The sequence below is a fragment of the Streptomyces umbrinus genome (genome assembly GCF_030817415.1).
GTDB lineage: Bacteria > Actinomycetota > Actinomycetes > Streptomycetales > Streptomycetaceae > Streptomyces > Streptomyces umbrinus_A.
On sequence record NZ_JAUSZI010000002.1, the window covers coordinates 6314874 to 6336234 of the forward strand.

A 21361-nucleotide genomic window follows, 5' to 3' on the forward strand; every position below is an offset into this window, starting at 1 on the left:
GCGCTCGAAGGCACCGGAATCGTCGTCAAGACCGTCTGACAGGACGTAACCGGCACCTCGACGTCTACCGCGAACCGGGCCGCGAAGTCGGGGAGTTCAGACTGCTGCTGCGGCTGCTCCGTGTGCTGGAGGGCTGGAGGAGCTGGTCGACGGGTGCGTAGTCGTCGGTGAGCGGTTGGGCATCGCCGATCCAGGAGGTGAGGTCGTCGCCGGTGGAGGTCTTCCAGCCGGTCTGCCGGGAGTTCAGCGCTTCCTGGGCCGCGCGCAGGTCGACCGGCCGGTCGGAGGCGAGCACCACCAGATTGCCACCCTCGGGGGCGGCGGTCGGGGCGAGGCCGATATCGGCGGGTTCGCCGACCACGGCCACATGCTCGAAGGTCTCGCTGAGGGTGGCCACTTCGGCACGTGCGAAGTCCATACCGCCGTGGTCGATGAGGTTGGCGACGTACAGGCCGTCCTCGTCGAGCACCCGCCGTACGTCCGTCATCGCCTCCACCGTGGTGAGGTGCCACGGCACGCTGACGCCCCCGAAGGCGTCGCCGACGACGAGGTCACGACTGCCGGCGTCCAGCCGCCGCAGGCCGAGCCTGCCGTCCTCGGCGCGTACGTCGATACCGGCGCCCGGTCCCAGACCGAGTTGCTCGCGGTTGATGCGTACGACCCCGCTGTCGATCTCGGACACAAGGCTGCGCGTCCCGGGCCGGGTGGCCGCGAGGTAACGGGGAAAGGTGAGCCCGCCGCCGCCCAGGTGGTGGGCGACCAGTGGCTCGCCTTCGGGAAAGGCGGCATCGACCACCGACGCGATGGCGCGCACGTACGCGAACTCCAGGAAGGTCGGGTCGTCCATGTCGACGTAGGAGTGCCGCAAGCCGTCCAGAACGAGTGTCCGGCCGCTGTCCCGGTCGGGGTCCGCGACGACCCGGGCGCAGTGGTACTTGGTCTCCGTGTCGCAGGCACCGGGCGCGACCGTGGTGGCGAGGCCGCCGGCGACGACCACGAGTGTGAGGGCAGGGGTGCCGCTCCACCCGCGCGTTCGCCACTCGACCAGCGCCGCGCCGGCCACCAGCAGTGTTCCGAGGCCGATCAGGATGCCGCTGACCGACAACCGCGACACGAGGACGAAGCCGGTGAGGACGGTGCCGAAAATGGCGCCGACGGTACCGACGCCGGACAGCCGGCCGACCACCGTTCCGGTCTCGGCGAGGCTGGTGAGACGTAACTTCGTCACGATCGGCGTCACCGCGGAAAGCAGCGCGCCCGGCACAAGTATGGTCAGCGCCGCGATCAGCAGGAGCAGCGCCGGTGCCCACTCCGCGGAGGTGCGCAGCACGGCGGGGGTGAGCGCAACGACCGCTCCCGACACCCCGAGCGAGGGACCTATGAGCCGACGCGGATCGACCTGGTCGGCGATGAGCCCACCGAGCCACGAGCCGAGGGCGATCGCCGTGAGGGCGATGCCGATCACCATCGTGCTGGTCTCAAGGGTGAGGCCCAGGTAGGGAGCCAGCAGCCGCAGGGCGACGATCTCCACCACAAGAACCGCGGCCGAGGACCCGAACACAAGCGCGGCAGCGGCCCGGGGACCCAGACCCTGACTACGAGACGGGCCCTCGGCAACAGACGAGGACGACGATCCGGTCACGGACGACATCCTCGCACGCGACTCGTCGACCGAACGGCACGGTGGAACGGCAGGAGGAAGCTGCGATGATCGTGGGAGTCGGATCACGGGGGTGGGACCACATGACGAACCAGCCGGTGTTCGTCCTGGGCGAGGAACTGCAGGCCCTGGAGCGGGCCGGGTTCGAGACCGAGGCGGAGTTCCAGGAACTGCTCGCGCGTCATCCTCGGGTGCTGGACTTCGGCTCGCTGGCCGATGGCCGGCCGCTGCGGCTGGTGCTGGTGGCCCGGGAGATGGGGGTGCCGACGAGCACGGAGAGCGCCCCGGCGTACTGGCTGGACCATCTCTTCGTCGACGCCGACGGCGTGCCGACCCTGGTGGAGGTCAAGCGGGCCACGGACACCCGGATCCGGCGCGAGGTCGTCGGCCAGATGCTGGACTACGCGGCGAACGCCGCACGTTACTGGCCGGCCGCGCTGCTGCGGCGTTCCTTCGAGGACACCTGTGTCAAGGACGGCCGATCGCTGGAGGAGGCGTACGGGGAACTCCTCGGCGACCAGGGCGACCAGGACGACCGGTCCGCGGAGGAGTTCTGGACGACGGTCGAAGAGCGGTTGGCCGCCGGGCAGATGCGGCTGCTGTTCGTCGCCGACCAGATTCCGCTGGAGCTGCGCGCGATCGTCGAGTTCCTGAACCGTCAGCTGCGGCAGACCGATGTGTACGCGGTCGAGTTGACCCAGTACCGCGGCGGCGGGGACCTCCGCGTCCTCGTCCCCCGCGTGCACGGGGAGGTCGCCACCGCGGCGAAGTCCCCCTCGGGCCACCGCGCTGCGCAGCGGACCACCCGGGCCGACATGGACGCGGCGATCGCGTCTCGCCCCGACCCGGACGTACGGCGGACCGCGACCGCCCTGCTCGATCACGCGGCGGCCGAGGGGCGGCTGGAGTGCGGGACGGCCAAGTACCGGAGCATGCGCGTCTACTACCGCGCCTCCGGACGGGACGTACCGATCGCGACGCTCTCCCTGCGCGACGACCCGACGAAGGACGACCTCTCCTTCGCCTTCGGCTCGATCACCTATCACCTCGGCAGCGAGCGGGCAGCGGCGTTCGCGGCTTCCCTGCCGACCCTCCCCGGCCTGGCGGAGAAGCTGGAGGCTCTGCCGGCGAAGGGCTACAACGGCTGGCCGTCCGTCTCCCTGACTGCCCTCGCCTCCGAGCCCACTGCTGTGGAGGGGATTCTGTCGGCGATTCAGCAGCTCGTCGGCGATCAGGAGTAATTGGGCTGGACCACAAACAAGCCCCAGGTCGGCGCTTGTACGGCCGCATGGCTGCTGACCTGCGCGGATTCGTCGTGCCGATGTCGTTGCGCGGGCAGGACCGCACCCTGACCGCACTCGTGGGCGGCGCGGATGAGGCCGTCCGACCCGGGGGAAGGCGCCATTGCCTTCGTACGCGGCCAGCGCACGATTCCCACCGGCTCACCCTTGGCGCAACGCCTTCCCGCGCCCACGAACGGTGAGTGGCCCGGCCGCCGATGGGCGCAGTGGTTACTCGCCCTTCCCGCCGCTGGCCTTGCCGTTGCCGTTGCCGTTGCCGGCCCCGGTCCCGTTTTCCGCGCCGTCGGCGTCGTTGCCGGGATTCCCGTTGCCCGACGTGCCGGTGTTCCCCGCCGTGCCCGCGCCGGAGTCCGCGGCGCCCTCGCCGGGTTTGCCCGTGTCGCCTGACCTGCCCGGTGCGGCTGTCGCCCGCGCCAACTGTTCGGCGCAGTACGCGGCGACCTTGCCCTCGCCGCCCGCCGCCGCGACGAGTTGCTGCCAGGCCGTCGAGTCGAGCGCCTTGCCGCGGTCCTTGACGTGCTCGTAGGCGCGGCAGTGCGCCTCGGTGTCCTGGGCGGTGGCCGGGCCGTCCGTCGGTCCGCCGCCGGAGGAAGCCGATGAGGTCTCACCGCTCGGCCGGGCCGGGGCGGACACCGAGGGGTGCGCGGTCTTCCGGCCGGCACCGGCGCCGTCCGTGGACGAGTCGGCCGAACCGATGGCCGCGACCGCGACACCGCCCAGGACACCGAGGCTGGCGAACACGGCGGCGAACGTTGTCTTCACAGGGCGCCCGGTTCGCCGCTCCGCGGGCAGCCGCCAGTCGTCCCGGCGCCGGGTACGCGCCCGGTGCACGTCCGTGCCACGGGTGGCCCGGAAGGCGGCCACGGCCCGCTGCTCGGCCTCGGGGGCGAGATCGGCTCCGCGCAGGAGGGTGGCCAGCGCCGTCTCCAGCGCGGTGTCGTCATGCTCGTCCCACACGTCCCACGGGGCGGACACGGCGTCGTCAGGGTGCACACATCGACGGCCCGGCACTCCGTCGCCGCTCAGCCGGTCACCCATGTCCGCTTCCGTTCCTGTCCGACATGTTCGATTCACCTGGCGTTCCGGGCCCTGCTGCCCGTCCGCCGGCCCACTGCCGCGGGCGTCGTTCACTTCGACTCCCCCAGCGTCCGGGCCGCCTCATCCGTCACACCCTCTGCCGCCCGGCCCCCGACGCCCAACTGGTGGGCGAGGCGTTTCAGACCCCGGTGGGCGGCGCTGCGCACCGCTCCCGGGCGCTTGCCGAGGACGCGCGCGGCGGCGGTACCGTCCAGGCCGACAACGACTCGCAGGAGCACGGCCTCGGCCTGGTCCTTCGGCAGCCCGCGGACCAGTTCCAGGGCCCGCTCGGTGGAGAGGGTCTCCAGTGCCTCGTCATGGGTGCTGTGCGGGCCGGGCAGGTTCAGTACGTCCTGTTCGGTCCCTCCCGACCGGGGCCGCACGCGCTGGCGGCGCAGATGGTCCAGTGCCCGGTGCCGGGCGATGGTCGCCGTCCAGCCGCGGAAACCGGCCCCGTCCCCCTTGAACCGTCCCAGGTCACGGGCGATCTCCAGCCAGGCGTCGGACGCCACGTCCTCCGCGTCCTCGCCGACGAATCCGCGCAGATAGCCGAGCAGGCCCGGCTGCACGATCCGGTACGCGACCGCGAAGGCGGTCTCGTCCCCGTCCTGGGCCCGCGCGACCGCCGCGCCCAATTCCCCGTCGTACGTCTGTACGCGGCGGGATTGCCGTGCCTGGCCCAAGACTGTCCTCGTTCGCACCTGGTTCAAAGCGATTCCGTTCCGTCCGACGAGCCCCGTTGGCATCGACGGCCCCATAGGGACCAGCGCGCGTTCTCACGGAAGTGTCACAACGCATCACGCGTCCCTCACGTGGTCGTCGGAGCTCCTGTCGCATGGGCGGCGAAGCCGCGAGGGCTGTCGCCGGCGCCAAGGGAACTGCGACGTAAGGACGGTGAGCCGATTCGTACGCCGATCCGTACGCCGGGCCGGACGGCGGGCCGGACGGCGTTGCGGCTCAGCGGCGCCCGGCGAATCCGGTGTTTCGGACACCTGTTGGCAACCCGTGCCGTCCCGGCCGGGTGACGTATCGCGCCGGCCGTGCGCTGTGTGAGTACCGAGTCCGCACCGGACCGCCCGACGCTGATCGGTGATCGGTGATCGGCGATCGGCAGGCTGGACGTCGGTGCCAAGACCACTCCCGGAACTCTCTCCGCGCCGCTCTCGACTCCCCCCCCCGGAGGCGACATGGAGAGGGGCGAGGGCGGCCGGACCCCGACCACTGCGTCGGGTCCGGCCGCCCCACACGCCGTTCGGACCGACGGCGGACGATCACCTCACCCGCGTACGCCCCGAAGCCGCGCAGCGAGGTCGGCAGGTGATCCGTCACCTGGTTCTGCGGGGTTCCCACAACTGGCGCAGAGCCGCCTCCCACCTCGCCGTACGACGGCCGGGGGGCTTCCGGAACGCGGCGTGCGCCGGGCGGAGTGATGCTCCGGCGTCCCCGTGCGCTCCATCTGTGATGAGCCTCTACTTTCCTTTGCGAGCGGTGCCGCCCCCGGCACTGCGCAACAGCGCGACCTGGCTGGAACGGAGGTTCGGGGACGCCTCGGACACCGTCCGGCACCGCGTCGACCGGCACCGCGAGGATGTGCTGGACAAGCGATATCTGGACCAGGAACTCCTCTACGCCGGCGATCCCCCGCACCGCGCGGAGCATCGACCCCAGGCCCAGGTGGTGCTCGGCGGTCGGCCGGTGTTCCACCCCGATCGGTACAAGCCGCCGTTCCTGGTGCTGACGGCGGGCCAGGCGCAGCGGGTGGCCAGGTTCCTGACGATGGCCGACTTCGACGCGCTGTGGGTCTTCGCCCGCGACGAACTGCTGCCGCGCTACGGCGGCGTCACCGCAGAGCCCGACACGCGGGGCGTTTTCGCGGCGGCGCATCGGGAGCTGACGGAGTTCTACACGCAGACGGCCGCGCGCGGAGACGCGGTGGTGAAGTGGCTGCCGGCCTGAGGCACCGGGCTCGGTGGATGCGGTCCGGCTCCCCGCGCGTCCTGCCCGGAACGCTTCTACGGTCGAAGCAGAGCGTGGCGCCGGCGGATGCCCGTTCTGTCCGCCTCCGCCACACCCCGTCCTGGCGCCGTCAGCGCTTGAACGAGGCCACTCGGCATGTCCACAGCATCCGACACCCCTGTCCTGGACACCCTCGCCGCCATGACCGTCGACTCTCTTGAGCGCTGCGGTCTCTCTCCCCCCGGGGACACCCTCATCCTCACTCGCATTTGCCGCGCTCGCGGCCTCGGACGCGCCCCCATCTCCTACCTCGCCCACATCGACCCCGCCCTCAGGGCCGACCTGACCGCCGCTCAGCCGCAGGATGTCCTGGTTGCCATCGCCCCCATCGTGGGCACAGCGCGAGTGATGACGGCGGCGGGCAACATCGCCGAGGCGCTGGGTGTCGCGATCGCGGTCGCCGACGCCGAGGCCAGGGGCTGAGAAGGGACAGACATCCAGTGGTCACCGCGCGTCCGATGCCCGCCGTCCACAGCCGTGTCGCAGCGACGGGGGGCGTCGGCGGCCCGGTCGGTCCTGGTGAACGCGGCGCCCGCAGCGACCGACCCGTGCGGGTTACCCGGAATGCGGACGGACGCGATCATCCCTTCACTGGAGTCGTCGGCCTCTGCCCGCTGAACCACCCAGGAGGCAAAATGCCCCGCACCAAGGGCCTGCTGCTGTTGACGGCGGTGGTTTGTTGCGCCGCCGTCCTCACCGGTTGCTCGGACGACGACACCCCCTCTTCGGTGTCGTCGGCCGCCAGTGAGGCCGTCTCGTCGGCTTTCGCGTCGGCGACGGCGAAAGCGGGCCGCGAGCTGGACGAGATCAAGGGCGGCGTGGACGTGAAGTCCGACGTGAAGCTTGCCGAGCCGGGCAAGGACAATGACGGCCGGGCGACCGTCGAGATCACCGCCGCCAACACCACGGATTCCTCCAAGTCCTTCGCGGTCCAGGTCGACTTCACCGACACCAGCGGCAACCGGCTCGACGTGGTCGTCGTCACCGTTTCCGGCGTGGGCGCAGACAAGACCGGCACAGCGACGGCCCGCAGCAACCGTGAACTGTCGGGCGAGGTGAAGACGGAAGTGGCGCGGGCGGTGCGGTACTAGTGCCGGCATCCTCCATCCATTGAATTGAATGGCCTGAACAGCAAAGAACCCCCGGGTCGGTGACCTGGGGGTTCATGGAGCGGGTGACGAGAATCGAACTCGCACTCTCAGCTTGGGAAGCTACGGCGCTTGGGCCGATACATGGCTTCTGAGCTGCACGGATTCGTTCTGTCGCCACAGGTGTGAGTGCTGGTTGGCACCGCTGGTGACCGCGGCTGTCCGCTCTTACGGTCACGCTGTGGGCACGGGAGTGACCAGCAGCCGGGCCGTGCAGCCCGCAGCGCCTGTGCTGACCGGACCGCATCGTCTGTGGGACGGTTCAGGAGGTTCCGTCGCGACTGCATACACCGGAGCTGACAGGTGGATCCCGCAATGTTGGTGACGTACTCTTCTATGTACATCACCAACATTGCGTGGGAGGCACGGTATGTCCGTGACCCAGATCGACATCGACGACGACGCCCTGGAACGCGCCATGGCTCTGTCCAAGGTCAGGACCAAGAAAGAGGCGGTCAATCTCGCTCTGCACTTCTACGCCGAGCAGCAGGAGCGTGCGGCGCGCATCAGCCGTCACTTCGAGCGCGCGCGTGAGTGGGGTGCCGTCGAGGACGCCGAGCACCTGCACCGGGCGGAGAAGCACAGCCGGTGATCTACTTGCTCGACACGTCCGGCCTGGTCCGGCTGCTCCGCGATCCAAAACTGCAATCGGCCTGGTACGACGCGATCGATGCCGGCGCCATCGCGTCCTGCTACGTGCAACGCGCCGAGTTTCTGTACAGCGCCCGAAACGGTCGTGAGTACGACGAGATCGCGGAAATGTTTACGGACCTCTACCCCGACGCCTCGGTGCCGAAGAACGCAGGGCGCTGGATCAGCGCGGTGCAACACCGTATGGCCCAGGCCGGGGAGCATCGCAGTGCCTCGGCGGTGGACCTCATCATCGCCGCTACAGCGGCCCACCACGGCTTGGCTGTCCTCCACGACGATGCCGACTACCGCGCTATTGTCCGGCACGCATCCGACGTGACCGAGCACAACGTCCACGACATCGCCTGAGGCGCTTCCGCCGCTCGACAGGTTGTGGTCGTCCGATGTCAGGCGAAGGTGGCGATCAAAGACAGAGTGGAAGTCACGAGGGATGCCAGTCCGGGGATGCCGTCGCATTTGGCCAGGATCTGTTCCAGCATGGTCCTCGCCACGGAGCGGCCGCCGGTGTCGTCGAGGCGTTGCTGGGCGGTGAGGTCGAGAAGGACGACGCACTGCTGGTAGTCGTCGACGCGGCCTTGCTCGGCCGCCAGTTGCTGGCGGATGCGGTCGAGCAGGGTGGTGAATTCCTTCAACTGATCCGGGCCGGAGCCGGTGTTGGTCTGGTTCTGGTGGGAGTTGGTGGCACCAGGCTGGTTCTGGGCGTTGCCCATCGACCCGTAGTTCACGATGCCGGAATTGTCACCCGAGGGTTGGCTGTTCCCGCGGATCACGCTTTTCCTCCTGTTGGCGGGGACTGGCCGTTCATCTGGGAGCCGACGGCTCCGGGCTGGTTCTGTACGGAGCCCATCTCGCCGTAGTTGATGACGCCGGAGTTCTGGAGAATGACCGTGGTCTGCTGCCCGTAGGAGCCGGTGTCGACGTTGTGATCCTCGAGGAACCTCTCGACCGAGTCGAAGATGCGCCGTTGCATCATCTCTATGTAGCGGCGTGCGTCGTCGTACTGGAGCATGTCGTCCATGTACCGGGTCGAGTACGCCTCGCGCAGGCTCACCGGCCCTTTCTGCTTGTCGAGTTCGGGGCGTCGGCGGTTCTTTCCGGGGTTGAGCAGCCGCACGAACATCAGCACCATGTCCACGGCCGAGGCGAGCCAGGCGTGGCGGTGCCAGGACCAGCCGGAGGCGGTGGCCTCGCCGTCGGCTGCACGCAGATCCGGGTGCAGAGGGTTCATCACGTGGGGACGGACGATGACCCGCAGATAGTGGTCCTCATAGGCGAAACCCACGAAGACCGAGGCCGCCAGTTCACCGTCCCAGGAGATGACCCGGGCGCACAGGAACCGGCGGGCCACCTTTGGGGCGCGTTCCGCACCGACGGCCTGGGCGCCGTGTTCGGCCAGGACGTTCAGTGACGTCCACTGCTCGGGAGTGATGCCCTTCCAGCGCTCTGCGGAGATCGCGGCGACGCCGTACGCTTCGAGCCGGTTGTCCGGGTGGAAGTCGGGGCTGGGCGCGGCACCGCGCTTGAGCTCGCGTACGACATGCGCGAGCAACTCGTCCGGGGTGAACCGCTTGACACCGGCCGGCTCCGGCCCGGTCGGGGTACGGGGGCCCGGGATGGCGGAGTCAAGGCCGTCGTCGTTCTCGGGCTTTGGCTGGGCGGGCAGGACATCGATGCCGATCGGGGCCTCGTACCAGACTTTCCCCGCTCCGACGAAGTGCTACCTGGGGCTGCCTGCGCGGATCTCGGTGACGTACGGGATCACCCTCCCGAATTTGAGCTGTCTGACGGCCGTCAGGGCGCGGCGGCTCTTCCGGGTGAGGCCGCGTGCCCGGGTGCCCGTCTCGATGGAATCTCCGATCATCCGCACGAGGCGGCGGTGGGCGAGGAACCGGTCGAGGTAGAAGGCGGCCCATAGGCCCGCGACCGCCACTACTGGGGCCAACTCGGCGGCTGTGGTGCGCAGAAACGTGAGTCCGGCCAGTACGGCGAGGGTCATGACGGCCCGCCGGAGGTACAGCAGATCCTCAGCGGCGGCGCAGCGCTCGATGACCGGGGTGAGCTCGAAACCGAAGGCGGGCACAGGGCGGCCGGCGGCGGCGCGGTTGCGTACCCAGCGAACATAGCCGTGCCCAACGATCACTTTCGGCTGTGGTTTCTCGGGCACTTCGTCCGCGTCGGCGTCCTTCTGCGCTATTTGCTTCTTGTCCAGCCACTTCTGTACGAACTCGGGCGTCAGTTTCTTCTTGAGCTTGGCTCGCTCCTTCTTTTGCCATGCGCGGAACTCCGCGACGGAGTCGAGCCGCAGGTAGGCCGCCGCACTCAACAGCCGTGTCGTCTCTGTCTGCTCCGCCCCCTGGCCGTGCATGCCGCCCTCGACACCCAGCGGTACGGGAGGCGCCTTGAACAACAAACTGTCGATGGTCGCGGAACTGTCCGCGTCCTTGCCGAGCTCTCTGCCTAATCCCATGGCTCGCTCACGCCCCGTCCGCGCCCCGGCGTGCCCCCCTTGGCTGCCGACGGTCCATGCTGCCGCGTGTCCCGGACCTGGCTATACCACCAACCGCAACAAAACCGGCAGGCCGAGGAGCGTGAGTGGCGTCCAGGTCGCGCCGCTCCAGGGTGAGGGGACAGCGGGGGCGTCGACGGCTTCGGTGACTCCGTGCTAATAAACAAACCCCAGGTCACTGACCTGGGGTTTCAACATGGAGCGGGTGACGAGAATCGAACTCGCACTCTCAGCTTGGGAAGCGATGGCGCTTGCGCTGCCACATGGCTGCTGACCTGCGGGGATTCACCGTGCTGGCGTCGTTGCCCCTGATCGCACCGCTGTTGACGTGGTTGTCCGTTCTCACGGGCACGCCGTGGGCACGGCGAAGAACGGCGAGCAGAGCGGTTCACGAACGGGCTCTCCGCTCGGCTCGGCTGGTACGGGTGTCCAGCTCTGGATGGCCTTCGCGAGTGCACAGGTTTTCCGGCGAAGTGCGCCCCTGCAACGGGATCGATCGTTGGGCTTCCTCGGAACGGCCGGCGACTCGGCCCTGGCTCACTTGCCGGCTTCGGGCCCGTACCACTGGAGTGCCTGGCCGGTGACGGCGGCGATGCATTCGAAGTCCCGGTCCCGGTGCAGGAGGGTCAGTCCCTGCAGCTCGGCCGTGGCGGCCACCACGAGGTCGACGGCTCCGGCGCTGCGGTGCTGTCCGCGCTGGGTGAGGACTTCCTGGACCTGCCAGGCGCGGTCGTAGTACCGGTCGTCGACCGGTACCCAGCCGAAGAGCAGCCGCATGTCCTCGATGCCTTGTGCGCGGTCGGCGGCGGAGCGCGCACTGTAGAAGAACTCCAGCTCGGTGATGGGGCAGGTGGCGATGAGCCCGGCGGCTGCCGCCCGGTCCCATCCGTACTGCTCCGCTTCGCCGCGCAATAGGCGGGCGAGCGCGCTCGTGTCGATCAGGAACTGGGCGGCGTTCACCGGCGGTAGTTCCCCTTGTCCTCAAAGAGGTCCAGGTCGAAGGCGCCTTCCTCCGCCGCGGCGCGCAGGCGGGTGAGCGCCAGAGCGCGCCGCCGGTTCTCGAGCACTTCGCGCAGGGCGGTGTTGACCGTCTCCTTCTTGGTGCTGGTGCCGAGCGCTTTGGCCACGTCCGCGACCAGCTGATCATCGAGGTCGATCACTGTCCGGCCCATCGACTACACCTCCATGGATATCATCGATGGCGCCAAGTATATCTCAATCGAAATCACCCCTAGCAGGTTGGCGAAGCGGCGATCGGTCGGCCGGATTGGGTCCCGGCCGCCAGGGACGTGAAGGGGCCACGGGCCTGCCACCCGAAAGGGCCGTCGAGCCTTGGCAGCTCGGCTTACCGGTGATTGTCCGGGCGGGGCCTGCGGCTTCATGGTGAGTGCACAGGTCAGGGCGCCGCTGACGATGTCGGCAGTGGCGCCGGACCGGGAGCGTCGGCCGATGTGGACCGCGGCGCCGACGAGTCGTGCCCAGGGGCACGGAAGATCCGGTCTCGAGGTGGTGGTCCACGACTGTGATGGCGGACTCCGGGCTGCGCTGCCCGACGAGGATGCTGGTGCCGAGCCCTGCGGACAGGGCGAGCAGGCCCGCGGCCTCCATCTGCGCCTCCACACCGGGCTGAAGCAGATCCGCCTCTTGCGCCTGTCGGAGGAGTTGGGTCACGGCGTCTTCTGCGGCATCCGGGTTCTTGATGAAGGGTTGGGCGGCGAGTGCCTGGTCGGTCACGGCCAGAACGGCGTACGAGGTGCAGACGAAGTGGGAGGTGCGGCTCTCCTCGTCGGTCGGCAGCGCCGCCATCAGCGGCGACTCGATCATGTCCCGCAGGCCCGGACTGTCCCCGGCGGCCCGCACGCGGGCGGAGGCCCGTTCCCCGAACATCTCTGCCAGTCGCTCCAGTCCGAAGAGCAGCAGCTTCTCCTTGGTCTCGAAGTAGTACTGCACCAGCCGCAGCGACACACCCGCCTCCGCTGCCACATCACGCATCCCCACGGCATTCAGCCCGCGTCGCCCGGCGATCATTCAAGAGGAATGCCGCCGTCACGATATGCTCCGCGCTGTTCTGCGTGTTCGCTCATAGGGGACGATAAATTCAGGGAGGTATGCATGTTGAGTAGCCGTCCAACCTACGATGTCCGGAACCGTGCACTGGTTGAATTCAGCGGTGATGTGGCTGAACACGAAACCCTGCAAGAAGCACTTTCCGTGCAGGGATGGAAGATCATAAAGAGTTGGTCGGTATTAGGATCTCAGCAGAGGACCCGCAATTTCTATATCCTTGAAATTCGCTTTCTCGGCTCACGGTTCGGCGTTGACCGTGGAACACGGAAGCGATTAGAGAGATTCGGTGACGTTCATTCGTTGAATCTTGCGGTATGTGGCCCCGAGGAGTCAGAGTACCTGAATATCATTTCCGGAGCATCCCATGTCGGGGAGAACCTCGAGGAGATCAAGAAACTCTTGGAGCCGCCGGGAGGGCGGGGTGAGAACTGGCGGAGAAGGGATATCGCGTCACGTCAGCTGATGGCGTTTCTGGTAGGTGTCGCTGCATGGGTAATGATCTTCGGTTCTGTAGCAATCGTCGAAATTTCTGTGTTGGCTGGGATTTTGGTAGTCGTGGCGTTGTGTGCGCAAGTCTCCTGCATTCGGTGGGCAGTCGGGATTCTCGATACAGTTCACCGGCGTAGACGCTTCTGGCGGCTAATGCTTCTGGCATTCTTATCGGACTGGTTTGGTGTCGGATATGGACTGGCGCAACATCGTGACTCACTACCACTGTGGATCATTCCCTCATTTATTGCCGCAGGGTTGATTGCAGCGGGACTGCGTTTAGAAGTGCGACAGGCAAGTTGGCGAGCTGTCCTTTCTTGGCTCATTCCTGTGGTCATTACCGTCGTCTTTGCTGTATTTCCCCAGTTCTCAGTGGTCTGGACTGCTAGTTATTTACACCATTTTGGGGTCGATGCCGATGAGGTGAGTGCATCGCCCGAAAATCTTCTGGGCGGAGCATCGGGCCTGTTTGGATTGATTGTCTGCCTTCTCGCGGTACCAGCGGTCTTGGGAACTATCCGCCATTTCCACGTCGGCTTCACCGACGACCGACAGCATGCTGCCTCGTATGTGGCTCTCCTGCTGCTGGTCGTATTCGGCTGGTTGGCTTTCTTGCAAATATCCTCTTTCAGGGAAGCGAACGCGGCGAAGGCGTATGCGTCCGATGGCCGTTCACCTGCCGCTTTTTATAGTGTCACGCCGAAGCTCATATGTGTGATTCCACTAGAAAAGCCTGCCGACCTACCTGGGGATGGGCCGATGCTGAATCCTGCGGTATCCCACCTCTACTTCGGAACCAAAGACGGTATGGCCGTTCTCTGGTCACCGGCGGACGGGCAGAAGGTCACCGTTCCCGCTCAATCCGTCAGGTTGATAGAGGTGGAGAAGCGGAGGTGCACCATCACTACGTATGCCTTTTTGGCTTCGGACTTCGAGAGAACGAACCGACTCGATAGGTCTGGTAAGGAGAAGGCCGAAAATGTCATTCAGTTGGTGCGTGAACGTGGAGTCCGGCAGATCTCCGTCTATAGCGAGCCTGCGCGGGGAGGTGCAGGGAATACCTGGAGCCCTGCACGGCTGGACTCGTTGGCTGACTATCTGTCGGCTGAGCTCGGACAGAAGATCCTTATCGTCGAGAGGTACATCGATAGGTGTGATGTGGCGGGGTGCCCCGAAGATCCTCAACTGACGGTTGTGGTTCCCGGAGTCGCGTAGTGGCGCAGCCGAAGGCGGCTCATAAACGGGGAAACGATCGGGATAACCCACATCACGGCTCCGCGGGAGCTGTGGAACCCCACCACCGACGATGTGGAGATTGATGCAGCGGCAGCTGCGGAAATCAACAGCTGAAACCCTATCAATATGGTGGCGGTCGCAGATCTGATCAGCCTGACTCGGCCTTTTTGTTCTCCTCCAGGTAAGCGAGATAGTCGGGGAGTACGGCTTCAGTGGCCAGCTCTTCCACTTCCTCTCGCTCCAGCTGTGCCGCTCCATACAGGTCCTCGATTTTGCATGAGATCTCCCAGATCTCGTTCTCTATTCGCCCAATATCCTGAATAGTCAAAGCCGTGACCTTGGTGACGCCCTTGCGCATGCGGCTTTGCGCAAACAGGTAAGTGGGAAATTCTGGCGTCTTCCCCCATGGCGGGTAGACGACTCTCCTTCTTGCGGGCTCGCTAATTATTAGCCCGTGAATTACTTCGTTTCGGAGGTCGTTCAAAATCCTCAGTTCCTTGAGGGTGGATCGAAATTCATCGATGCGAGGGCGATCAGCAGGCAGATACTTATCGGGCCAGTTATTCCACTCATCTAGCATCGCCAACATGTCGCTGATGATTTGTTCCGTTGACCTACCCTCGAACAGAACCCAAATCGGCTCCTCCGATTCGGCACCAGCCATAAGCCGTGCGACATTGGACAGGTGGTAGTCCATATAGGTGTGCGTGGTCGCTAGCTTGCCAATGGCAGCGAATAATACCTCGGTCAGTGGTTCCGCCATGTGGATAGTGTGGCAGTTGGCTGCCTCGAAGGGCATGCACATTTGTGGACGCTCGACGCGCGGTCGGCGTAGCGGCTTTGGGCTGGAGCTGCTTTGGCGCGAGTGATCATGGCCCCGTAAGCTTCCGGCGCGTCGGGCAGGTAGTGGACCTGCCCGGTAAAGCACGACGTTGGGGCCATGATCTTCGAGGCTCGCGCCAAAGTGGCTGCGTAAAGCCGTGGAGCCGACCGCCCCAGCCACGACGTACCCCGTCTCTGACATCAAGAGGCTGGCTGCTGTGCGCGGCACGGGCGGCGGCCGGGCTGGAGCGGGGCGGAGACAGGAGCGAACCGCCTTGAAACCGTAGAGGAGGTTGTTACTCAGGCTGCGGCTGGGATGTGCCAGAGTGGCGCAACGTAGCGCTCCGGACGGCTGCCAATGAGGAGTTGGCGCAGGTCATCGCGCTGTGAGCCGCTGAGGTTCAGGATCTCTGTGATGTGGCGGAACGTCGTGTAGGTAACTCCGCGGCCTCTGGCCTCGTTCTCGAACTGGTCGAGCTGGGGCAAGTTCGTGCTTCTGCGTGACGGCGAGGTGGGCCGAGACGAGTTCGACGTGGACCGTGTGGTCGTCGTACAGGAAGAATCCCTCGACGGGCCAGAGGCTGGAACGGTCGGCGTCTTCAGGAATGATGCCGAGGCTCACCGAGGGGAGTGCCATAACGCTGAGCAGATAGCCCAGTTGACCGGCCATCACGTCCGTTCCGCCTATGCGCTTTCGGAGTGCTCCCTCTTCCAGGAGTATCGCGAACGTGTGGTTGCCGTACACGATCTGCTGCTTCTCCACACGCACCTTGACGGCCGCCGGAACGTCATCAATGAGGCCGCGACGGTTCCGAATTGAGGTGAGCAGTGCAGTGATGTACGAGGCCGTCTGCACGGGGCCGGGAATGAGCCACGGCGAGTAGATGCGGAAGCGCTGGGTGCGTTCCCACAGGGGGAGGACGGACTCCTGGGCCTGCTTCAGACCGGTGCGCTCCATCCGGCGCCACTCGACGTACATGCCCTCGATGCCGCGGGCTGTCGAGACGAGATCCTCTGCCGCGCTCTCCGCACCGCAAGCAGCAGCCCAAGCACGCAGGTCGCGCTCCGAGGGCGGACGCGTACCGCTCTCGAAGCGCGAACACTTCGACTCGTGCCAGCCGAGACTGCTGGCCAACGCTCGCTTGGTCAGCCCGGCTTCGAGCCGGATTTCGCTCAGGCGTTTCCCCAGGGCCCTGCGGGCTTCCTGAACGCTCGAAGATGGCGATGTCATGTCGCTGCGAAGATGCTGTTCGAGTTGTCAGGCCGACTGGAACTCTGCGTGCGGTGTTGCCCGCGCCCACACGGCCTCGAAGGCCGACTCGCAGAGCTTCGCGACCTCGGGGTCCTCCGTGAGTTCCACCTCCATGTTCTCGCCTTCGCCGTCGAAGTGGTTGACGAGAACGAGGCTGGAGTCGAAAAGCCAGGAGTCGTTGCCCGGAAGCGCGAGGCCCGTTGCGTCTCGCCGGGAGAGCCAGCGCACGCCTTCGCCGGCGGCGATGTTCAGCCCGTCCGTCACGTCGTACTCGAAGCGGATGTACTCGCTGACGGGAGTCGAGACGACTCGGGCCCGGCGGACCTCGACGCCTCGCGAGGTGGCCTCGGTGACGATGCTGTGCCAGTCGCCCCAGTGTTCGGCCGGGTCGAGTGTCATGCCGGCTTTCCAGTCGATGAAGGCCGGGTCCGACTTCATGTAGGCGTCGCGCATCTCCAGATGGACGGCCGTCCGCTGGCAGTCGCGGAACAGTTCCTCAAACGTCGGGGTCCTCATCAGCCTTCTTCACCTCCAGGAAGAACTGCACCATGCGCCGGGGGATCTCCACCACCGACTCGTGGCCGGGGATGTCCATCTGAGCGAGGCGCTCGATGTCCTCCACCTTCAGCCCCTGTACGAGGTAGCTGTCCTTCTCCTCGTCGAGGTAGATGGTGGGGGAGCCACCACTGGGACTCTCCGGGTCCTTACCGAGCCTACGCAGGGCCATGATGTCCTCCTCGGATGCCGGTAACGATCTCTGTGCCAGAGCTTGCCCGCGGCTGGGCCTTGGAGCGAGGAACTTGCCGAAACTTGCCAGGCGTACGGAAGTTGACCTTACGCGGCAGGGGGCAGAACGACGAGCAGCCGGGCCAGCCGTAGCACCCCAGGGATGGCCGGATTTTGATCGCTGTCTGCCCCTCTTCGAGGCCGGGAGGAGCGGCGTCGCCTCAGGCCGGGAAACGGGTGAAGTCGGTACGCCAAGCAGGGGCAGTGCGGCTCACTCTCGTGTGCGGGATTGCGGCAAGACGACGCGGACCCGTCGGAGCTGCCCGATCACCACCGTGTAAACATCGCGATGCGCCTCTGCCGAGCCGACCGTGGGAGCGGCCTCAGGACTATGCTGCGTACGGACGTCCCAGACCCCGGCGGGCCACCGCTGCTTGGCGCACCCGCCTGCGGAGAGCGGATCACTCGTCCGGTCGCCCAGCGCATCCCCGAGGGAACCGGCTGGGTCCTACGCCCCGGAACATCGGCTGCTGGATCGGTCATTCACCTGCCCGCACGACAGTACGACCGTACCGGGAGCCCGGCACGGTCTCGTGAACCGAGGCACCCCGCTCATGAGCAGCCCACCCCTCCTGAACGTCTACCGGCACGACACCGGCAATCGGGCGCTGGTCATCCTGACCGGTGAGATCGACCTGAGCTCGGCGCCTCTGGTGCACGCGTCCTTGGAGCGGTGCCTGCGCGACGGCATTCGCGCCATCGACGTCGATGTCACCGCCGTGACCTTCTGCGACTGCAGCGGCCTCAACGCCTTCCTCTACGCCTTGATGCACACCGCCGCGGCCGGAGGATCCCTGCAACTGCACCACCCCAGCCCGGCGTTGGAACGGCTCGTCGCCATCACCGGCTCCGGCTCCCTCTTTCTCAATCTCCCGGACGCCTTCGCCGGGAGCCGGCCGCCCCCGTGGCCCTCTCCCCTGCACCAGGCCGCGCACCGGCTCGCTCCGGCGCTGCCCGCGCTGCCTGCGCTCCCGGGCGGTGTGTTGTGACGGCCCCACCCGGGCCCATCCGGTCGCGGCGGCGCGCGGACCACCAGCCGCTCGCCACGCGCACGACGCCCCTGAGCCTGCGCCGGCTCAACCGCTGGCAGGCTGAGCGCCTGCGGGAGGATCTGGCGGACCTGTATACGGAGTCCTGCGCCACGCCACCCGGTGGGGAGTACCGCGGTCGGAAGGACTTCCTGCGCCGTCTCACACGTGACACCTGGCGACCGGGGTTCGCCATGCTGACCGCCGAGACATCGAACCTGGCGGGGTACGCGTTCGGATTCCCCGTGCCGCGTGACGGCTCTTGGTGGAGCGGATTCCGCGGACCACTCCCGCAAGCCGTCGGGCAGCTCACCGCGTCCGGACAGATCTTCGCTGTCAGCGGGATGGTGGTCCGCCCCTCCGAGCGGTACCACGGCCTGGCCGACCGTCTGCAGGAGCGGCTGCTCGCCGACCACCGGGCTCTGCTCGGCGCGACCCTGGTGGACCGGACCCATCGTGCGGCCCGTGCCGGGTTCCAGTCGCGGGGATGGCACGACATCGGAGTGGTCTACAGGCCACCGGGTCCTACGGTGCTGCGGGCTCTGGTCCTTCCCCTCGGAGAGCGGACGGCAGCGGAGCCGGGTGACCTCGCGCACCATGCACGGTCCAGCGGCCGCAGGAGGACCAGGGGCGAGGCACGCGCGTGAGAGTCAGCGGATGAGCGGCGAGGTAACAGGTGTGTCCTGTGAGGGTTGATGGCCGGTCGACCCGGGCCCAGGGGCTGGTGGCCGAGCAGGCGGCGGCCCTGTGCCGGCATCGCCATCCTGGTCCTGTGCGGTACGGGGCGACGAGCCGCTCGACCGTGTCACGGAAGGCGGGCTGTGCGAGACAGCTGTGAAGGGAGTCCCCGGGACGCAGGCTGCTGTACGTCAATGACTCGGAGGCGGCTTGGGCCCTCGCATCGAGACGGCCGACGTCACAGAACCTGGCGGCCGGCCACGTCCCCACCGGGATCATCAGCGAGTACCACGGCCACGGTGATCCGCTTACCCACCGGCTCCCGGTCAACAGCAAAGCTCCGGCACACCGCCATCACGATCTCCAGACCGTGCTGACCGATCCGGTCCGGGTCGGCCGGCAGCACCGAGGGCAGCGTCGTGCTGCTGTCCCACACACAAACCTGCACGGCACCATCGCTGATCTCCAGGTCCAGCAGGCACGGACCCGGCGCGTATTTATGGGCGTTGGTCACCAATTCGCTCACCACCAGCTGCACCATGCCCATCGCCCGCTTCGACACCGGCACCCCATGCACCGCCTGCACCATCACGAGAAACCCCTGGGCCACGTCACGAGCCGCGGCGATCTCCTCACCACCCTCGAACGCAACGGAAACCGCTACCGGACGCGCTACCAGCGGATCCTGACCCTCCTCCCACCCGGCCAGATCCATACACCCCCGCCTCATGCGCCCCGTACCCCGCAGCTACGCGCCCACCGCGGATACCCCCGAAAGACCAACCCAGTCCCTACGCACCGGATGCACGAACGGACACACAGCGTCGGCTCCTCATAACGACACCAGAAACAGCTACTGCCTAGCGGACCGACTACCGAAATGCGTTGATCGCGGTGCGCCACCTCGCGGGCCTGGTCCCACTCCGCGCCGTACTCGCCGGTGGGCGTACGCCAGGACCGCACCAGGCCGTCCGCCGTCTCCGCTACCGCCTCCGGCACCGCGAACACCCAGTGAAGCGAGGCCAGGGGACGGTGCGGGAGCACGCTGTCGCGGATAGGTTGCTGGGCAGTGGCCTGATCGTGTCGCAGGTTGCCGACCCGCTGGAATGCAATCAGGTCACGGTGCGCGATGCGGTCCACCGCTTCAGCGACGGACATTGGGGCACCCCGACCGATACCCCGCGTCCGGCGCGGCCACCCGGGGCGGCCACTCTGACATGCCCCGGGCGGCTTCAGGTGGGGCTCAGCGGCCCGGTGACGGTCAGGCGATCGGGCACGACCCCCGTGACGGTGACGATCTCCGCTTCCGCCGCCCCTCGGTGTCGCCGTAGAGATGCCCTTCGCCGGCACGCTGTTGCCCGCTGCCGCGTGGACGTGGCCGGATCATCTTTCGCTGGGCTCCTGGTGAGTGCAGTTGTCGCGTGGGGTGGGTGTGGTCGCGAAAATTCATGTAATTAGTATGTGGAAGTTGTGGGCATCACGTGGTCAAGATGTGTTCAGATCATGTGCACGACATTTGGTGAGTCGGCGTGTGCCGGCCGTCGCGATCGGAGGGCGCGCGAAAGGCCTGCCGACGCGTCGTGACCTGTCGGACGTACCTTCCAGCTGGACGGACCGGACGAACTATGAGCACGAGCGACTTATCCGACCCCGCGCCGAGTTCGGCGCCGGCGCCACCCGCCGCTGGGGCCCCTGTGGCCGGTGACGCCGTGAGCGTGATGCGTAGCGCGCGCGCCCAGCTTGCCGAACTTCTGGGCCGCACACCGGAGTCGGTCACGGCCATCGGCCGCGACGGGACAGGCTGGCAAGTCGACATCGAGGTTGTGGAGCTGGAGCGCATCCCCGATTCCACCAGCATCCTTGCCGTCTACCAGGTGAGGCTGGACGCCAACGGCCTTCTTCTCGGCTACGCCCGCAGCCGCCGCTACACCCGAGGCCAGGTCGACCGGCAATGAGGGCGCGCGAGGTAGCCCGCGCAGCGACCGAGTTGCCGGTGCGTCGCTTCCCTCCGCGCGACGCAGAACCCTGTGCATGACTGCTCCGCCTGCTGTCGCAGCGGCCATGTCTACGACGTCCTCGCCCCCTGACCCGGATGCGCCGGTCCGGGCCCTCCGTCCAGTTGCCGTACGTCGATCGCGCGACAGCCCATCGCCGACAACCGCCCCGCACGCCTTCGCCCCACCTCTCAGAGGGGACCTCTCCGATGACCGTGCTCGCCCAGACCGCTGCACCCCGCGCCCAGAAGACCGACGGGGGCCTTTACGACATCCTCGACCTGATCCTTGACCGCGGACTCGTGATCGATGTCTTCATCCGAGTGTCGGTGATCGGCATCGAGATCCTGCGCGTCGACATCCGCATTGTCATCGCCAGCGTCGACACCTACCTGCGCTTCGCCGCGGCGACCAATCGCCTCGATCTGGAGAACCGCGGTACTCCCGTGGTGACTCCGGCGCCCGCGCTGTTCACTCCGGCCCTGCCCACTGCCGTGGCATCCGGAGCTCCGGCGGCTGTCTCGCCGGGCGTCGCGGCAGTTCCTGCTCCCGGCACTGTCGTCATGCAGGGGCAGCCCGTCACCGCCTGGCAGCCCGGTACCGGTGCCGCGGTCCCGGTTGTCGGGAACCTCGGACAGACGGTGGGACAG

The 21361-nt window shown here is 67.1% G+C and carries 23 protein-coding genes and 2 pseudogenes; 11 read left to right on the forward strand and 14 right to left on the reverse strand.

The window, feature by feature from the left end:
• Positions 1–64: 64 nt before the first annotated feature.
• Positions 65–1642, reverse strand: coding sequence for a fused MFS/spermidine synthase (locus QF035_RS27705; RefSeq protein ID WP_307523287.1), 1578 nt, complete (start codon positions 1640–1642; stop codon positions 65–67).
• A 101-nt stretch (positions 1643–1743) separates the two neighbouring features.
• On the opposite strand from QF035_RS27705, the gene QF035_RS27710 reads away from it, so the two are divergent.
• Entirely contained in the window at positions 1744–2901 is a 1158-nt protein-coding gene (locus tag QF035_RS27710) for a hypothetical protein (RefSeq protein ID WP_307523288.1), read from the forward strand.
• Between the two features lie 270 nt (positions 2902–3171).
• Here the strand turns inward: QF035_RS27710 and QF035_RS27715 are convergent, their stop codons facing one another.
• A complete protein-coding gene (locus tag QF035_RS27715) occupies positions 3172–3999 on the reverse strand; it encodes a hypothetical protein (protein ID WP_307523289.1) in 828 nt (275 codons plus the stop codon).
• Between the two features lie 89 nt (positions 4000–4088).
• Positions 4089–4721 carry an RNA polymerase sigma factor gene (locus QF035_RS27720; protein WP_307523290.1) on the reverse strand — a complete coding sequence of 211 codons (633 nt, stop codon included), beginning with the start codon at positions 4719–4721 and terminating at the stop codon, positions 4089–4091.
• 805 nt (positions 4722–5526) lie between these two features.
• Between QF035_RS27720 and QF035_RS27725 the strand changes: the two genes are divergently transcribed.
• From QF035_RS27725 to QF035_RS27745, 5 genes are all read left to right on the forward strand, one after another.
• Complete coding sequence (locus tag QF035_RS27725) at positions 5527–5994, forward strand: DUF1877 family protein (RefSeq protein WP_307523291.1); 468 nt, start codon at positions 5527–5529, stop codon at positions 5992–5994.
• A gap of 156 nt (positions 5995–6150) precedes the next feature.
• The gene (locus QF035_RS27730) at positions 6151–6477 is read left to right on the forward strand and encodes a carboxymuconolactone decarboxylase (RefSeq protein WP_307523292.1); all 327 of its coding nucleotides are present in this window, start codon (positions 6151–6153) and stop codon (positions 6475–6477) included.
• A gap of 212 nt (positions 6478–6689) precedes the next feature.
• Positions 6690–7145, forward strand: a complete 456-nt coding sequence (locus QF035_RS27735; protein ID WP_307523293.1) for a hypothetical protein — start codon at positions 6690–6692, stop codon at positions 7143–7145.
• A gap of 427 nt (positions 7146–7572) precedes the next feature.
• Positions 7573–7794 (forward strand): type II toxin-antitoxin system VapB family antitoxin, encoded by a 222-nt coding sequence (locus QF035_RS27740; RefSeq protein ID WP_307523294.1) that lies wholly within the window; start codon positions 7573–7575, stop codon positions 7792–7794.
• A complete protein-coding gene (locus tag QF035_RS27745) occupies positions 7791–8201 on the forward strand; it encodes a PIN domain-containing protein (RefSeq protein WP_307523295.1) in 411 nt (136 codons plus the stop codon). The genes QF035_RS27740 and QF035_RS27745 overlap by 4 nt, the downstream gene beginning before the upstream one ends.
• Before the next feature lie 38 nt (positions 8202–8239).
• Here QF035_RS27745 and QF035_RS27750 read toward each other — a convergent pair whose 3' ends face one another.
• The 6 genes and pseudogenes from QF035_RS27750 to QF035_RS27775 form a co-directional block, all read right to left on the reverse strand.
• Positions 8240–8623, reverse strand: a complete 384-nt coding sequence (locus QF035_RS27750) for a hypothetical protein (RefSeq protein ID WP_307523296.1) — start codon at positions 8621–8623, stop codon at positions 8240–8242.
• Complete coding sequence (locus QF035_RS27755; RefSeq protein ID WP_307523297.1) at positions 8620–9402, reverse strand: hypothetical protein; 783 nt, start codon at positions 9400–9402, stop codon at positions 8620–8622. Before QF035_RS27755 ends, QF035_RS27750 begins: the two co-directional genes overlap by 4 nt.
• Positions 9403–9570: 168 nt before the next feature.
• The gene (locus QF035_RS27760; protein ID WP_307523298.1) at positions 9571–10320 is read right to left on the reverse strand and encodes a hypothetical protein; all 750 of its coding nucleotides are present in this window, start codon (positions 10318–10320) and stop codon (positions 9571–9573) included.
• A gap of 576 nt (positions 10321–10896) precedes the next feature.
• Positions 10897–11319, reverse strand: coding sequence for a PIN domain nuclease (locus tag QF035_RS27765; protein WP_307523299.1), 423 nt, complete (start codon positions 11317–11319; stop codon positions 10897–10899).
• Positions 11316–11531 (reverse strand): type II toxin-antitoxin system VapB family antitoxin, encoded by a 216-nt coding sequence (locus QF035_RS27770; protein ID WP_307523300.1) that lies wholly within the window; start codon positions 11529–11531, stop codon positions 11316–11318. Before QF035_RS27770 ends, QF035_RS27765 begins: the two co-directional genes overlap by 4 nt.
• A 224-nt stretch (positions 11532–11755) precedes the next feature.
• Positions 11756–12387, reverse strand: a pseudogene (locus QF035_RS27775) (TetR/AcrR family transcriptional regulator).
• Between the two features lie 84 nt (positions 12388–12471).
• Here QF035_RS27775 and QF035_RS27780 point away from each other — a divergent pair.
• A complete protein-coding gene (locus QF035_RS27780) occupies positions 12472–14130 on the forward strand; it encodes a hypothetical protein (RefSeq protein ID WP_307523301.1) in 1659 nt (552 codons plus the stop codon).
• A gap of 169 nt (positions 14131–14299) precedes the next feature.
• Here QF035_RS27780 and QF035_RS27785 read toward each other — a convergent pair whose 3' ends face one another.
• The 4 genes from QF035_RS27785 to QF035_RS27800 all read right to left on the reverse strand — a co-directional run bounded on the left by QF035_RS27785 (position 14300) and on the right by QF035_RS27800 (position 16952).
• On the reverse strand, positions 14300–14914 hold the full coding sequence (locus tag QF035_RS27785) for a hypothetical protein (RefSeq protein WP_307523302.1): 615 nt from the start codon (positions 14912–14914) through the stop codon (positions 14300–14302).
• 435 nt (positions 14915–15349) lie between these two features.
• Complete coding sequence (locus QF035_RS27790; RefSeq protein ID WP_307523303.1) at positions 15350–16204, reverse strand: Scr1 family TA system antitoxin-like transcriptional regulator; 855 nt, start codon at positions 16202–16204, stop codon at positions 15350–15352.
• 27 nt (positions 16205–16231) lie between these two features.
• A complete protein-coding gene (locus tag QF035_RS27795) occupies positions 16232–16744 on the reverse strand; it encodes a DUF6879 family protein (RefSeq protein WP_307531467.1) in 513 nt (170 codons plus the stop codon).
• Positions 16722–16952 carry a hypothetical protein gene (locus tag QF035_RS27800; protein ID WP_307523304.1) on the reverse strand — a complete coding sequence of 77 codons (231 nt, stop codon included), beginning with the start codon at positions 16950–16952 and terminating at the stop codon, positions 16722–16724. Before QF035_RS27800 ends, QF035_RS27795 begins: the two co-directional genes overlap by 23 nt.
• Positions 16953–17565: 613 nt before the next feature.
• Between QF035_RS27800 and QF035_RS27805 the strand changes: the two genes are divergently transcribed.
• Both QF035_RS27805 and QF035_RS27810 read left to right on the forward strand, forming a co-directional pair.
• Positions 17566–18000: an STAS domain-containing protein gene (locus tag QF035_RS27805; protein WP_307523305.1), complete on the forward strand. Its 435-nt coding sequence runs from the start codon at positions 17566–17568 to the stop codon at positions 17998–18000.
• On the forward strand, positions 17997–18686 hold the full coding sequence (locus QF035_RS27810; RefSeq protein WP_307523306.1) for a hypothetical protein: 690 nt from the start codon (positions 17997–17999) through the stop codon (positions 18684–18686). Before QF035_RS27805 ends, QF035_RS27810 begins: the two co-directional genes overlap by 4 nt.
• A 269-nt stretch (positions 18687–18955) precedes the next feature.
• On the opposite strand, the gene QF035_RS27815 is transcribed toward QF035_RS27810, so the two are convergent.
• Positions 18956–19432: an ATP-binding protein gene (locus QF035_RS27815; RefSeq protein WP_307523307.1), complete on the reverse strand. Its 477-nt coding sequence runs from the start codon at positions 19430–19432 to the stop codon at positions 18956–18958.
• 994 nt (positions 19433–20426) lie between these two features.
• Here QF035_RS27815 and QF035_RS27820 point away from each other — a divergent pair.
• Positions 20427–20672: a gas vesicle protein GvpO gene (locus QF035_RS27820; RefSeq protein WP_307523308.1), complete on the forward strand. Its 246-nt coding sequence runs from the start codon at positions 20427–20429 to the stop codon at positions 20670–20672.
• Between the two features lie 248 nt (positions 20673–20920).
• A pseudogene (gene gvpJ / locus QF035_RS27825) lies at positions 20921–21145 on the forward strand (gas vesicle protein GvpJ); the annotation flags it as partial.
• Positions 21146–21361 lie beyond the last annotated feature (216 nt).